Source organism: Kineosporia sp. NBRC 101677 (assembly GCF_030269265.1).
Classification (GTDB): Bacteria; Actinomycetota; Actinomycetes; order Actinomycetales; family Kineosporiaceae; genus Kineosporia; species Kineosporia rhizophila.
This window is the reverse complement of sequence record NZ_BSTA01000004.1, coordinates 247322-259968: the sequence shown is the minus strand read 5'-3', so window position 1 is coordinate 259968 and position 12647 is coordinate 247322. Positions and strand designations below refer to the sequence as shown.

The 12647-nt window shown below is 68.2% G+C and carries 15 protein-coding genes; 7 read left to right on the top strand and 8 right to left on the bottom strand.

Annotated elements, in window-relative coordinates; translation table 11 throughout:
- The first annotated feature begins 3 nt into the window (after positions 1-3).
- Positions 4-1647, top strand: coding sequence for an aminotransferase class I/II-fold pyridoxal phosphate-dependent enzyme (locus tag QSK18_RS13945; protein ID WP_285619397.1), 1644 nt, complete (start codon positions 4-6; stop codon positions 1645-1647).
- Between the two features lie 62 nt (positions 1648-1709).
- On the opposite strand, the gene QSK18_RS13940 is transcribed toward QSK18_RS13945, so the two are convergent.
- The 3 genes from QSK18_RS13940 to QSK18_RS13930 all read right to left on the bottom strand — a co-directional run bounded on the left by QSK18_RS13940 (position 1710) and on the right by QSK18_RS13930 (position 3663).
- Positions 1710-2765 carry a hypothetical protein gene (locus tag QSK18_RS13940; protein WP_285619395.1) on the bottom strand — a complete coding sequence of 352 codons (1056 nt, stop codon included), beginning with the start codon at positions 2763-2765 and terminating at the stop codon, positions 1710-1712.
- Entirely contained in the window at positions 2765-3364 is a 600-nt protein-coding gene (locus tag QSK18_RS13935; RefSeq protein WP_285619393.1) for an RNA polymerase sigma factor, read from the bottom strand. The genes QSK18_RS13940 and QSK18_RS13935 overlap by 1 nt, the downstream gene beginning before the upstream one ends.
- Before the next feature lie 146 nt (positions 3365-3510).
- The gene (locus tag QSK18_RS13930) at positions 3511-3663 is read right to left on the bottom strand and encodes a hypothetical protein (RefSeq protein WP_232812427.1); all 153 of its coding nucleotides are present in this window, start codon (positions 3661-3663) and stop codon (positions 3511-3513) included.
- Positions 3664-3902: 239 nt separating this feature from the next.
- Here QSK18_RS13930 and QSK18_RS13925 point away from each other — a divergent pair, with 239 nt between their 5' ends.
- Both QSK18_RS13925 and QSK18_RS13920 read left to right on the top strand, forming a co-directional pair.
- Positions 3903-4262: a hypothetical protein gene (locus tag QSK18_RS13925; RefSeq protein WP_285619390.1), complete on the top strand. Its 360-nt coding sequence runs from the start codon at positions 3903-3905 to the stop codon at positions 4260-4262.
- A gap of 80 nt (positions 4263-4342) precedes the next feature.
- Complete coding sequence (locus QSK18_RS13920; RefSeq protein WP_232812425.1) at positions 4343-4906, top strand: TIGR03086 family metal-binding protein; 564 nt, start codon at positions 4343-4345, stop codon at positions 4904-4906.
- A 5-nt stretch (positions 4907-4911) separates the two neighbouring features.
- On the opposite strand, the gene QSK18_RS13915 is transcribed toward QSK18_RS13920, so the two are convergent.
- Positions 4912-5349 (bottom strand): sigma factor-like helix-turn-helix DNA-binding protein, encoded by a 438-nt coding sequence (locus QSK18_RS13915; protein WP_285619386.1) that lies wholly within the window; start codon positions 5347-5349, stop codon positions 4912-4914.
- A 129-nt stretch (positions 5350-5478) separates the two neighbouring features.
- Between QSK18_RS13915 and QSK18_RS13910 the strand changes: the two genes are divergently transcribed.
- Positions 5479-6279 carry an Fpg/Nei family DNA glycosylase gene (locus QSK18_RS13910; protein WP_232812423.1) on the top strand — a complete coding sequence of 267 codons (801 nt, stop codon included), beginning with the start codon at positions 5479-5481 and terminating at the stop codon, positions 6277-6279.
- On the opposite strand, the gene QSK18_RS13905 is transcribed toward QSK18_RS13910, so the two are convergent.
- Entirely contained in the window at positions 6280-7008 is a 729-nt protein-coding gene (locus QSK18_RS13905; RefSeq protein WP_285619383.1) for an HAD family hydrolase, read from the bottom strand.
- A 175-nt stretch (positions 7009-7183) separates the two neighbouring features.
- Between QSK18_RS13905 and QSK18_RS13900 the strand changes: the two genes are divergently transcribed.
- Positions 7184-8200 carry a hypothetical protein gene (locus tag QSK18_RS13900; protein WP_285619381.1) on the top strand — a complete coding sequence of 339 codons (1017 nt, stop codon included), beginning with the start codon at positions 7184-7186 and terminating at the stop codon, positions 8198-8200.
- A 61-nt stretch (positions 8201-8261) separates the two neighbouring features.
- On the opposite strand, the gene QSK18_RS13895 is transcribed toward QSK18_RS13900, so the two are convergent.
- Positions 8262-8855: a hypothetical protein gene (locus QSK18_RS13895; protein ID WP_285619379.1), complete on the bottom strand. Its 594-nt coding sequence runs from the start codon at positions 8853-8855 to the stop codon at positions 8262-8264.
- A gap of 247 nt (positions 8856-9102) precedes the next feature.
- Between QSK18_RS13895 and QSK18_RS13890 the strand changes: the two genes are divergently transcribed.
- Both QSK18_RS13890 and QSK18_RS13885 read left to right on the top strand, forming a co-directional pair.
- Positions 9103-9615 carry a DUF6624 domain-containing protein gene (locus tag QSK18_RS13890; RefSeq protein ID WP_232812419.1) on the top strand — a complete coding sequence of 171 codons (513 nt, stop codon included), beginning with the start codon at positions 9103-9105 and terminating at the stop codon, positions 9613-9615.
- A 107-nt stretch (positions 9616-9722) separates the two neighbouring features.
- Complete coding sequence (locus QSK18_RS13885; RefSeq protein ID WP_285619376.1) at positions 9723-10784, top strand: Gfo/Idh/MocA family protein; 1062 nt, start codon at positions 9723-9725, stop codon at positions 10782-10784.
- Here QSK18_RS13885 and QSK18_RS13880 read toward each other — a convergent pair.
- Both QSK18_RS13880 and QSK18_RS13875 read right to left on the bottom strand, forming a co-directional pair.
- Positions 10781-11431 (bottom strand): response regulator, encoded by a 651-nt coding sequence (locus QSK18_RS13880; RefSeq protein WP_285619374.1) that lies wholly within the window; start codon positions 11429-11431, stop codon positions 10781-10783. The two genes, QSK18_RS13885 and QSK18_RS13880, sit on opposite strands and share 4 nt — an antisense overlap.
- The gene (locus QSK18_RS13875; protein ID WP_285619372.1) at positions 11428-12570 is read right to left on the bottom strand and encodes a sensor histidine kinase; all 1143 of its coding nucleotides are present in this window, start codon (positions 12568-12570) and stop codon (positions 11428-11430) included. The genes QSK18_RS13880 and QSK18_RS13875 overlap by 4 nt, the downstream gene beginning before the upstream one ends.
- Between the last annotated feature and the right edge of the window lie 77 nt (positions 12571-12647).

Here is a 12647-nt window from a genome sequence, read left to right as displayed (position 1 = left end):
GCCATGGCAGGCCCCACAGACGTCCCCACGCTCGAGATCCCCGGTGACGACTTCGCCCACTTCGTCGACCGCGCCCTCGACGGGATCCGCTCGGTGATCACGCAGCTCGGTGACGAGCACGTCAACCGCCGCCCCACCCCGTCCGCCAATTCGCCGTTCGGCCTGGTCACGCACGTGATCGGGGTGATGAACTACTGGTGCGGCCGGCTGGTGGGCCAGCGTGAGATCGTCCGTGACCGGGAGGCCGAGTTCCTGGCCACCGGTTCGGCAGAAGCTCTTCTGGCCGCGCTCGATACGGCCCAGGCCCAGTTCCACGCCGACCTCAGGCGCCTGGTTCCCGGGGCTCCCCCGGCCGTGAAACCAAATCCCGATTTCATCGGCCCCACGCGCGAACTCAGCCAAGACGGCGTGTTGCTGCACATGTACGAAGAGCTGGCTCAGCATCACGGCCAGTTGGAGGGCCTGCGCGACGCCTTGCTGGGCAGCTCGGTACCGGCGTACGAACCCCCGCTCACCTGGCTTCGCGCCAAGCAGGGCGTGAAATGGAGCCGGCACCCCGAACTGCTGCCCGCCTGGGTCGCCGACATGGACTTCCCGGTCGCTCCGGTGATCCGTCAGAGCGTGCTCGACGTGCTGGATCGTGGCGACCTGGGCTACCCGGCGTGGTCATCCCGAATGGATCCGCTGGCCGAGGTTTTCGCCTCTCGTATGCAGCGCCGCTTCGGCTGGCAACCGGATCCTTCTGCGGTGCGCGGCATCACCGATCTGCTTGCCGGGCTCCAGATTCTGCTCGACCTGACCACCGAGCCGGGCGACGGCGTCGTCATCCAGGAGCCCAACTATCCGCCGTTCCGGGCTACCGTCGCCACCATGAAGCGGACTTCGGTCCGGCTTCCGGTCGTGCTCGACCAGGGCGAGTGGAAGCACGACTTCGACCGGCTGGAGGCCGAGCTCAGCAGTCAGCGGGCCAAGGTGCTGCTGCTGGTCAATCCGCACAACCCCACCGGCACCGCGTTCGGGCGCGAAGAGCTGCTGCGCATCGCCGAACTCGCCGAGCGCCACGACCTGCTGGTGATCAGCGACGAGATCCACGCCGACCTGGTGCACGACCCGCACCAGCACATCCCTTTCGCCAGCCTGAGCCCCGAGATCGCCGCTCGCACCGTCACGCTCACCTCCGCCACCAAGGCCTTCAACATCGCGGGCCTGCGGGCGGCCGTTGCCCACGTCGGCCCTCAGCGGGTGCGGGAACTGTGGGATGAGCAGCCGCCCGACATTCACGGCGTCACCAACGTGCTCGGGGTTGCAGCCACCCGGGCGGCCTGGGAGCAGGGCGACCCTTGGCTGGCCGGAGTGCGGGAACACCTGCTGCGGCAGCGGGATCTGCTCGATGCTGCGGTGAAGGGTATGCCCGGTGTGAGCCTGCGGGTGCCCGACGCCACGTATCTGGCCTGGCTCGACTGCACCGAGGCGGGTCTGGATGAGAGCGCCTCTGCCTTCTTCCGGCGCGAGGCCAAGGTTTTCGTGAGCCCGGGCCCGGACTACGGCGGTCTGCCCTCGTGGACCAGGCTCAACTTCGCCACGAGTACGGCGGTGTTGGAGCAGGTCCTGGGCCAGATGTCCGAGGCCTTGGGCAAACGGGCCTAAGAGCACCAATTATGGACGTCGGTCCGCGCCGGTTTGGTCAGTCGGCGCGGACCGGGCCCTCATCAGTCGGCCTGCACCTCGGCGACCGTCACCCGGGAAACCTCCAACGTGCTCTTGGATGCCTCGATCCCCGGCTCCACCGGCTTGCTCTCGTAGGACAACGGCGTTCCGTTATCGGCGTCGATCGTCAGTTCCTGCACCACATCGCCGCCGGAGAGTTCGGCTGCAGCGGTCAGTTTCAATACGCCTTCTGAGGTGGACTTCTCGACGCTGACATCCGGAATGGTGGAAAGCAGCCGAAGCACTCCGGCCCGCACCTTCGGATCTCCGGCACCGGTGGCCAGAGCCTCGTAGCTGTTGTTCCAGAGCGCACTGCCCACACGCATCTCCAGCTCCTTGCCGACGGGCGGATTCGGATCGGGCTCGATCCCCAGCTCCGCCATCACGTCGGCGCTGTTGGCCAGCGCCTTGTTCCAGAGCTTCTGACGCTCGGCCTGGCCGAGGCCCAGGCCGAGATAGTTCGGTTCTGCATTGACCATTTTCGTGCGAGCCACCGTCAGGTCGCCATCGGCGGCGAAAATTGCTGCGGCTTGCGCTTTACGATGATCAGAGCTGGCCGAGACGTCTCGCCCCTGGTCCACCGCCGCGGCCAGTGACGCCCGGTCTTCGGCGAAGAAGTACCGTCCGTCGTCGGCATAGAGGTTGTAGGTGACCTGCTCGGACGAACCACCCGTCGTCCGTGATTCAATGATCAAAGACGCATCTCCGCCGGGCTTCTCGTCGGCGATCCGATTGGTCAGCGCCACCAGTTCGGACTCGATCACGGGGGCCGGGTCGGCGCTCGGCACCACCGGCGTTCGCTGATTTTCGGCCGGGAGAGTCGTGGTGACAGCGAAGACCACGGCGGCCCCGGCAGCCAGTGCCCCGATACCGGCGCCGATCCCTACTACGCCCTGCCCATGCCTGCGGCCGGCCAGAACCTTTCGGAAGCGCCCCGGGCTCGTGTCGCGAGCAGTCTCTCGATAGGCCAGGAACTGCGCCCGAGCCCGGTCGCGGGCCTGGCGGTCCAGGGGTTCGGCGACCAGGGCCTGCTTCACCAGGTCGATCTCGTTGGTCATCACTTGCTCTCCCCCACGTTGTTCAGTTCGTCCAGAAGGGCTGCGATCCGAGAGTCCTGACGGAGCGACGCCCGCGCCTCGTACAGCAGACGCCGGGCCTTGGCCGCCGTGATCCCGAGAACCCGCGCAGCGTCCACGACCGCCAGGTCTTCACCGACGACCAGGGTCAGCACATCCCGGGCATCGGGCCTGAGCGCGGCCAGGGCGCCGCGCAGCGCTTCCCGAGCGTCCAGGCGGATCTCCACCGTCGGCCAGGGGTCCCAGGCGATCGGCAGTTCACCCATGTCGGGGATCAGATTCTCGGGCGGCCGATTCCGCCACAGCCGCCGCACCTGGTTCAGCGCGACGCCGTACAGCCAGGGCCGCGCGTCGGCGTACGACCGGTCGTAGCTCGCCCGGGAGGTGTAGGCCTCGATCCACACCTCGCCCAGCAGGTCCTGGGCCGCTTCCCGGCCGACCTGTCGGACCAGGTAGCGGCTGATCGCCTCCTCGTGCCGGCTGACCATCCGCACGAAGGCGTCCTCGTCACCGGCCAGGCAACCGGCGATCAGATCGGCATCGGAGGCCACGGTCCCCCTCGGCACGCTCTTGGTGTTCACGCCCGGTAATGGTCGGGGCGGATCCAAAGCGTTTGCTCAGAACCGTGTGACCTGCTTCACATCCAGACAGCCCGGGACGACTGACGCCCTCCTCCACGGCTGCGCTCCGGCCCGGGTTCACCACCGCCCGGCCGGAGAGGGGCCGCTCAGGCCGACGGGGGCGCCAGAGGACCGCCGGTGACCCGCGCCTCGACCTCTATGGCCAGCTCAGTCAGCTGGCCCATCTCGGCCAGGGTCAACCCGTCCCCCTCGTCGACCTCGGCCTTCTTCACCCACCCCTGCGCCGCACCGTCAGCCATGTCGTTCCTTCCATCGGACTACTTCAGGGCAACCGCTTCCCACAATAGGCGAGCGCCGGGCGGTCGGCCCCCAGAGGCCCCTTTCGAGTCACCCCTGCCAACGCTCCGTGTTGGCGCCGTAGCACTTTCGTATCACCGGCGACAGCACGGGGATCAGCCGGATTGCGGTCGTGCCCGTCAACAGCGCCTTGTCACGATCAAGGGGTCGGAAAAGGTACTGACGAAGGGAAAACACAGTCATGAAAAAGCTTCTGGCCGGAATCCTGGTGGCATGCATCCTGGGCATCGGCGCACTGGCAGGCGGCGGCTACTTCCTGTTCAAGCTCTTCACCAAGAGCACAGTCTCACCCCAGGCCTACAGTTCGGTGCAGGTGGGAGACACGCGGGAAGCCGTGCGGGCCGACATCTCCGACGCGGTGGAGTTCACCGAGGCCGACGTGTTCGGGGCCGGCAAGAGCGACCCGGAGCCGACTCCCAAGGGAGCGGACTGCGAACTGTACATGTCCAGTGACGTCACGGACGCGTCGGGCAACCTCTACTACCGCTTCTGTTTCCGCGACGGGCAACTGGTGGAGAAGACGACCGTCGCGGGTGCCTGATCGGGCGAGGTGTGAACCGTCGGGCGGATTCGGCCGTAGAACCGTCCGACATCAGCTTCAGATCCCCGAAAGGTCCACCCGTGCCTCACGAACATGCCCTGGCCATCATTGCCGCGATCGACCGGTTCGACACCCGCGTCCAAGCCGTTGCGCAAGACCGCTGGGACAACCCCACCCCGTGCTCGGAATGGTCTGTCCGGCGCCTGGTGAACCATCTGGTCAGCGAGCATTTCTGGGCCCCGCACATCCTGGCTCACGAATCCCTCGCCCAGGTCGGCGATCGTTACGAAGGAGACCTGGTGGGCACCGACCCGGCCGGCGTCTGGAAGCAGGCCGCCCAGGTCTCCCGGGAGGCCTGGCTCAGCACCGACCTGTCCGGCACCGTGGAACTGTCCTTCGGCACCGTCCCGGCAGACATCTACGCCGGGCAGATGTTCGTCGACCTGACGGTGCACGAGTGGGACCTGGCCCGCGGCTCGGGCCAGGACGAGACCCTCGACCCTCAGGCCGTGGGCATCTGTCTCGGCTTTGCCCGCCAGCATCTGGCCGCCTTCGAGGGAACCGGCATCTTCGCCCCCTCGATCCCCACCACCAGCACCGACCCGACCGTCCAGCTCATGTCCCTGCTGGGCCGCGCAGTCTGACTCGGTCAGCCCGGAAGGCCGAACCTTCGCAGCACCTGCAACGCCTGATGCTGGGCCGCCATCACGGCCTCGGTGGGCAGGCTGAGGGCGCGGGCGGTCTGTTCGGCGCTCAGGCCGGCGGCGGTGCGCAGCAGCAGCACCTCGCGCAGGTGGTCGGGCAGGTGGTGCAGGGCTGAACCCGCTGGGGTCGGCTGCGGGCGCTCGACGTGCCGCAGTTGCCAGACCATGGCCTGGTAGACGAACGCTTCGAAGGTGGGCGACTGCGCTCGGTGGCTGCGTAGAGCCGCACGGACGTCGGCGTAGACGGCCTGGGTGACCAGGTCGGCGGTGTGGGCTGCGCCAGGGGTGCCGAGCAGGCTGGCCAGGCAGTACCTGCGCACCCAGCTCTTCACCTGCTCGAGCGCGCTGGCATGGCCAGTCGCACGGTGTTCGATCGCCGTCATTGGTCCTCCCCCCATGCTTGACGCCTTTTACCCCTCTCGAGGTTGTCCCGTCAGCAGACAAATTTCTACGTCTTATGACGGCGCGACGGTTGCCGTTGTGCAGTCCGGAGACTGTGCGAGGCTTCCCCGGTGCCTGAACTGCCCGAAGTCGAGTCTGCTCGCGCCGTCATCGAGCGGGCTGCACTGCATCGCACGATCGCGGACGTGGACGACAGCGACACCTACGAGTGCCGCCCCCACTCCCCCGGCCAGATCCGCAGCGCCCTGCTGGGCCGGACGCTGACCGCGGCGCACCGGCGGGGTAAGAGCATGTGGGTGGACACCTCCGACGACGGCCCGGTGCTGGGTATCCACCTGGGCATGTCCGGGAAGATCGTGATCGGCGACGGGGAGGGCACCGAGGTCGACGGCGGGGACTACTGGGAGCGGGGGCGCCAGGCCGGTGACCATCGCTTCACGCGGTTCGGCCTGACCTTTGAAGACGGCGGCTCCCTGCTGCTGATCGATCCCCGGCGTCTGGGCCGCGTGCGCCTGGATCCGCCGGTGGAGAAGCTGGGGCCCGACGCGCAGTTCATCAAGCCCCCGGCCTTCCGGGCACTGCTCGAGTCGAGCGGCGCCCCGGTGAAGGCGCGGCTGATGGACCAGGACCGCATCGCCGGCATCGGCAATCTGCTGGCCGACCAGATCCTCTGGGCCGCCCGTATCAATCCCGCCCGCCCGGCCGACGAGCTGGCACCCGACGAGGTCAGCCGCCTGCTCCGGGCTACCCGGGCCGCGATCCGCGACGCCATTGCCGGGGGTGGAGTTCACACCCTCAAGGTGGTCGCCTACCGCAAGAAGGCTGCCCGTTGCCCGCGCTGCCATACGTCCATGGTCCAGGGGACGGTAGGAGGCCGGACCACGTGGTGGTGCGGCAAGGAGCAGGAGTAGTCAGCCCCAGAGCCGCTTGATGTCACCGGGCACCTCGAGCCCGGTCAGGACGGCGTCCGCTCCCAGGCCTTGCAGGGCCTCGACCGGAGTACGGCCGGTCGCGACCAAGGCACACCGCAGCCCGAGGGCCTGTGCGCAGGCGAGATCGCGCGGGGTGTCGCCGATGATCCAGCAATCCCCGACCCGCGTCGTCCATTGGTCTCCGAACAAAGCCCTGAGACTCGACTCGGCGACCTCGACGCGGGTGGAGCCGCTGTCACCGTAGCCGCCCGGCTCCACGTCGATCGGTGGCACCAGGCCGGCGGCGTTCAGCTTCGCCTCGGCCACGCTGCGGATGTTGCCGGTGACCACGGTCTGGTGAACCTGGGCGTCGACCAGCATGGCCATCAGCTCCCTTACCCCCGGCAGCACCTGGGTGCGCGTGTTCAGCGCGTCGAGGTCACCGTGGATCAGGTCGTGATAGGTCGACAGCACCGCCGGCACGTGATCGGTGCCGTGGTCGATGGTCTCCAGCAGCAGAGTGGCGATCTCCGGGTCGATCCGGCCCCCGAACTCGATGCCTTCCACGCTGGGGCTGAGTCCGGTGACCTGCTCCACCGCCTTCAGGAACGCCTGGGCTGCAACCCCGCCCGAGGTCAGCAGGGTTCCGTCGATGTCCCACAGCACCGCCGAGGCCGATCCGAGGCCCCGGCCGGGCTGTACTTCGGGCTGCGTGAGCGAGGCATCCATCTGTGCACCCTACGCGGAACCGGCATCGGCGCAGGTCAGGCGCCCGTCCGGGGGTGTATCGCAACTTTCGGATGACCAGCGATCCTGATACTTCGGGCCGACGCCGCGCACCCCCGTCCGTTCCTAGCCTTCTGTCAGGCAAGCAGGACCGTCACCAGAAGCGAAGGACGAAACCATGAAGCGCACCGGAACGACACTGTTCGTCGGGCTCGGCCTGATCGCCACCACGCTGGTGGCCGGCTGCGGAGCCGAGCAGACCGGAAAGGCCGGAACGACTGTCGGCAGCGGGCCGAAGGCGGAGCTGCTCAGGGCCTTTCAGAACCTGGGCGACCCGCAGGAGCTGGGAGTGCAGGCCCGGCTGGAGAGTTCGCGCGCGGATCTGGTGAAGATCAATGCCGCCCAGCCCAAGACCGAGCGGATGTCGAAGGAGGACATCGACCTGGCCGTCGCCGCGCTCGACGGCCGGATCTCGTCGAACTTCAGTGCGGCAGAAGACAAGACGCTGTCCGACGGACCGGACTCGTACCAGGTCTCGGTGCAGCTGAAGGACTCGTCCCTGGTCGATGTGGTCGGAGTGGACGACCAGTTCTATCTGCGCGTCGACGCGGACTGGTGGACCGACCAGTTCGGGACGAACGTGGCCGAGGCCCGCACGGTCTTCGACGACGTCCCGCCGGTCTTCGCCGACCCCGGGAACGCCCTGCTGGACAGCAGGTGGATCTCGATCAACCTGCCCGAGGCCGAGCAGGCCCTGACCAAGGACGGCCTGCTCGAAGACCTGACCGAGATCGGAGCGCCCGACCCGACGCGCGGTTACGACCTGCTGAACTCGCTGAAGACCGCGTTCGAGAAGGACGTGAAGGTCACCACGATCGACGGCGGCTACCGGATGACCGCGCCGGCCAAGCAGATCGCCGAGTCGGTGCAGGACGACCTGGCCGCGCTCACCGGCGACACCGAGATCGCCTCGATCGACGAGATGCCCGACCAGGACGTGGCGGTCGACCTCTACGTGGACAACGGCAAGCTGACCGGCCTCAACGTGGACCTGGTGCAGTTCCTGGAAAAGCCGGTCAAGGGAGCGAACCTCGCGCTCGACGTGGAGATCGACCAGCAGGCCGAACCGGTTCAGGCTCCCGCCGACGCCACCGTCGCCGACGTGCCGGCCATCATCGCCTACTTCAGCTCCTGAGGCGGAACCGTTGACTGCCGGGCCGTTTCGACCCGGCAGCCACCGACGCGCAGATCAGGACTCAGGCCGGCGCCTTACCGTTGTCCACCAGCTTGAAATAGGTGTCCTGCGTGGCGTCACCGATCTCTTCCAGGATGAACCCGTTGTCGGTGTGCCACAGGTAGGCGCCCCGGTTGCTGAACACGTACCCCTTGCCCTTGCCCTTGATCTTCACGATCTCGAACCGCTGGGCCTTGCTCTTCGCGTTGCACTTGGCCCCACGGATCCGCAGCGAGGCAGTAGGTTTGGGCTGGTAGGCCTGCCAGCAGGTGGCCTTCGCCTTCGACCCGCTCTTGTAGGCCTTGACCAGGTACTTGCCCTTGCCCAGCGGGGTCGGCACGAACAACTGACGCCCCGCGTCGTCGTCCCGCTCGACCAGGCCCGCCTTCTTCATCAGGGCCACCCCCGACTCGAAAGAGCCTTTACGGACGATTGTCACCTGCCTTTTGCCCGACAGCGGCCCCTTCTTCTTGCCCGCCGCCTCGTGCGAGACGCCCTGCGAAGACTGGACAGTCGGGCTGGCCGACGCCGGACCCGCCGAGCCGAAGAGCCCACCCACCACCAAGGCACCGGTCAGCGCTGCCCCAGCCGCCGTCGTCCATTTGTTTGCCCGCATTTCGGATCCCCTTTGCCGCCGTCGAGGAGCGAACGGCCGACGGCCACATTCCCGGCCATCAACCTCGTGCACCAAGACCATGGACGCTCGACGGATCTGGTGCAACCCCCTGGGCACCGCTCGACCGGGCAACGGGAGCCGACCACTCCTGCCCCCTCCTCAAGCTTACCGGCGACCGGGGGCCTTGCGGCAAGGCCCCCGTCGTGCCGCAGAATCACTGCTCCATCACCGCATTGGGGGAGCAGAAATGCTGCAGGACAATGAGATTGCCGCTGAGCTGGTCGCGATGATGACGGAGCAGAAGGAGCTCATGATCCGGACCCGGGCCGACGTCCCCGGGCCGGTGACCGCAGAGGTCAAGCGTGAGCAGCGGGAAGTGTTCGTCCGGCACGCAGACCGGCTGCATGAACTGTTGGAGAACCACGGCTGGCCAACGGCTGAGCGCGTCGGCCCAGAGGCCGCTCGCGGGGCCTGGCTCATCGCCCAGCACGCAGATACGCAGCTCGATGTGCAACGGCTGGCCGTGCGGCTGCTACGCGAGGCCGTTGACCGCGGCGTTGCGCAGGCCCGCGAGCTGGCCTTCCTGGAAGATCGCGTCGCGGTGAACGAGGGCCGCTACCAGGTGTACGGAACCCAGGTCGCCGATGTCGTGGACGGCAAGCCCGTGCTCTGGCCGTGCGTGGACCCGGATCAGCTGAACGAACGCCGGGCCAGCGTGGGTATCGAGCCCTTCGAGCAGAACGCCGCCCGCTGGGCCTGAGTCCCGTCGTACCTGGTCATCCCATGCCCAGGTTCGACCAGCACTGGTGGCCCGACGCGGCAGGCAGTTCTCTGGAGCCAACCCACCACCAGCTCTGGAGACACACAATGAACAAGGCTTTCCGCGTCGGGATCATCGGCGCCGACACCAGGGCCAGCTGGGCGCAGCTCTCCCACGTGCCCGCGGTCAAGAGCCTGGCCGACACCCACCTCGCCGCCGTGGCCACGCGGAACGAGGCCAGCGCCCGCGAGGCAGCCGAGGCCTTCGGCGCTGACCGCTGGTACGCAGACCCGCTGGAGATGATCGCCAGCGACGAGATCGACATCGTCACGGTCGCCGTGCGGGTTCCGGCGCACCGGGCCCTGGTGGAGGCCGCGCTCAAGGCCGGCAAGGCGGTGTACTGCGAGGCGCCGCTCGGGGTCGATCTGGCCGAGGCCCAGTACCTGCAGGCCGCGGGCAAGGACGCGGTGACCGCGATCGGGCTGCAGGGTCGGCTCAACCCGTCAGTTCGGCGGGCTGCACAACTGGTCGCTGACGGGGCGATCGGGCGTCCGGTCAGCGCGCGGGTGGTTTCGACGTCGGGCGCCTTCGGGCCGGTGACGGCGTCGGGCTACCTGTACTTCGAGCAGGCCTCGTCCGGCGCCAACCTGCTCACCATCACGGCCGGGCACACCCTGGATCTGATGGAGTCGGTCCTGGGCGAGGTCAGCGAACTGCAGGCCCACACCCCCACCCTCTTCCCGAACCCCCAGGTCTTCGACACCCAGCAGAGCACCACCCGCGAAGTGCCTGACCACGCCGACATCCTCGGCACCGCCGGCTCAGGCACGGCCTTCAACGTGTCGGTCATCGGGGGCGCGGCGGTCGAGGACGCCGAGTTCGACTTCACCGTCCGAGGAACGGAAGGCTGGCTGCGGCTGCGCGGCGGGACGATGTTCGGCGTTCAGGGCGGCGACCTCACCCTCACCTCCAGCGCCGAGTTCGACGCGCCCGAGGCACCGGCTCTTCAGGGCCCGGCTCTCAATGTGTCCCAGGTGTACACCTGCATCACCACCGACCTGCGCACCGGCTCCCGCACCACCCCCGACTTCGCCCTGGCCACCCACAACGCCGCACTGATCGCGGCCGTGGCCGAGTCGGGACGCACCGGGAACCGTCAGCGCCTCTAAGTAGCCAGGATGTTCATCCGCACCCCCAGCAGCGCCACCTGCACCCGGTCACGGCAGCCCAGTTTCTGCAGCACCCGGGAGACATGGGTTTTCACGGTGCTGTCGCTCAGGAAGAGCTGGGCCGCGATCTCGGCGTTGTTGGCGCCGGCGGTGATCATGCGGAACACGTCGAGCTCGCGGGCGGTGAGTTCGGCGGGGGTCTGGGCGGGGGCGGGGGCGGGGGCGGGCTGGGTGCTGCGGTGGATGACGGCCCGGGTGACCTCGGGGGCCAGGACGGCGTCGCCGGCGGCTCCGGCTCGGACGGCCGCGATGAGCTCGGTGCCGGAGGCGCGCTTGAGCAGGAATCCTGATGCGCCTTGGGCCAGGGCGGCGACCACGTACTCGTCGTCCTGGAACGTGGTCAGGATCAGGACGGCGAGGTCGGGGCGGATTTCCAGGATCTGCGGGAGGGCGGTCAGGCCGTCGAGCACGGGCATGCGGATGTCAAGCAGCATCACGTCCAGCTGCTCGAGTTCGTGGGCGAGGCGTACGGCTTGGCGGCCGTTCTCGGCTTCGGCCACCACGTTCAGGTCCGCCGCCGACGACAACACGCTGCGCAGGCCGGCGCGCACGAGCTCCTGGTCGTCGACGACGGCGACGCTGATCATGAGGTGATCTGTTCGAGGGCGATCGGGAGCCTGACGTCGAGCACGCTGCCGCCGGCCTCGGAGGTGCCGGTCGACCAGATGCCTCCGAAACTGGCCACGCGTTCGCCGATCCCCACCAACCCTCGTCCCTGCTCGTCGGGCCCACCGCTGAAGCCGACGCCGTCGTCTCCAATCGAGATCAGCAGGTCGTTGCCGGCGGTGGTGATGCTGAGGGCAGCGCGGCCGGCCTGGGAGTGGCGGACGATGTTGGTGACGCCCTCCTGGACGATCCGGTAGGCCGTGAGCTGCAGGCCCTCGGGCACGGGAATGGTGACCAGGATGCGGGACTCGACCTGGATGCCGGCCTCGCGCAGCACACCGGTCAGTTCCTCGATGTTGGCCAGCCCCTTGTACGGCTCAAGGGGAGCGCTCTCGCCGTCTGCCCGCAGCGAGCGCAGCAGCACGTCGAGGTCGCTCATAGCGGCGGTCGAGGCAATGCGGATGCGCTGCAGCGATTCCGAAGTGGTGTCCGGGTTCAGGTTCGCGCCCTCGGCAGCCAGTGAGATCACCGAAAGATGATGCCCCACCACGTCGTGCAGTTCGCGGGCCAGGGCCGAGCGCTCTTCCAGGCTGCGGTTCTCGCTGCGTACGACCGTGACCTCGTCGCGGGCCTCGTGCAGCTCTTGGTTCAGCAGGCCCACACGATCGTGGAACGCATGGATCCGCCCGGCGACGTAGGCGAAAGCGATCACGCCCGCGGGGGTCGCGGACAGCTGCCAGGGGGTTGTGCCGATCAGAGCGGCCACAGCGAGCAGGGGCAGAATCCACCCGGCCACTCCTCGACGCCCCACGTGCCAGGCCGCCACGCCCGCGATCAGGCACCAGATCCCGGCTTCGCTGAACAGGCCTCCCTGGCCCTGGTTCTGCCACCAGGAGTAGCCGAGCCCACTGAGCAGGGCGGCCACCGGCCCCAGAGCCGTGGGGAAGACGCGCACCAGGGGTAGCAGGCAGCACGTCAGCGCGAACGCGGGCGAGAAGGACTGGGCGAGGAAGACGCCGACGCCGAGGATTAATGCGGTCGCGGCCAGGTCCCACGGCCCAAGGGTGCGCAGGCGCAGGTAGAGCGGCATGAGGGCGGCTTCGATCCGGGTCTCAATCATGATTCTCCTGCCAAGGCTGGTCAGAGGCCTGACTGCGTGCGTGACTACGACCCTGGCGAATCCCGCTCCCTGCTGTC

Excerpts from the sequence above, each read along its gene's own strand:
- QSK18_RS13885 (WP_285619376.1), top strand. The coding sequence starts at position 9,723 with ATGAACAAGGCTTTCCGCGTCGGGATCATCGGCGCCGACACCAGGGCC.
- QSK18_RS13900 (WP_285619381.1), top strand. The coding sequence starts at position 7,184 with ATGAAGCGCACCGGAACGACACTGTTCGTCGGGCTCGGCCTGATCGCC.
- QSK18_RS13895 (WP_285619379.1), bottom strand. The coding sequence starts at position 8,855 with ATGCGGGCAAACAAATGGACGACGGCGGCTGGGGCAGCGCTGACCGGT.
- QSK18_RS13945 (WP_285619397.1), top strand. The coding sequence starts at position 4 with ATGGCAGGCCCCACAGACGTCCCCACGCTCGAGATCCCCGGTGACGAC.
- QSK18_RS13930 (WP_232812427.1), bottom strand. The coding sequence starts at position 3,663 with ATGGCTGACGGTGCGGCGCAGGGGTGGGTGAAGAAGGCCGAGGTCGAC.
- QSK18_RS13940 (WP_285619395.1), bottom strand. The coding sequence starts at position 2,765 with ATGACCAACGAGATCGACCTGGTGAAGCAGGCCCTGGTCGCCGAACCC.
- QSK18_RS13890 (WP_232812419.1), top strand. The coding sequence starts at position 9,103 with ATGCTGCAGGACAATGAGATTGCCGCTGAGCTGGTCGCGATGATGACG.
- QSK18_RS13905 (WP_285619383.1), bottom strand. The coding sequence starts at position 7,008 with ATGGATGCCTCGCTCACGCAGCCCGAAGTACAGCCCGGCCGGGGCCTC.
- QSK18_RS13875 (WP_285619372.1), bottom strand. The coding sequence starts at position 12,570 with ATGATTGAGACCCGGATCGAAGCCGCCCTCATGCCGCTCTACCTGCGC.
- QSK18_RS13925 (WP_285619390.1), top strand. The coding sequence starts at position 3,903 with ATGAAAAAGCTTCTGGCCGGAATCCTGGTGGCATGCATCCTGGGCATC.
- QSK18_RS13915 (WP_285619386.1), bottom strand. The coding sequence starts at position 5,349 with ATGACGGCGATCGAACACCGTGCGACTGGCCATGCCAGCGCGCTCGAG.
- QSK18_RS13880 (WP_285619374.1), bottom strand. The coding sequence starts at position 11,431 with ATGATCAGCGTCGCCGTCGTCGACGACCAGGAGCTCGTGCGCGCCGGC.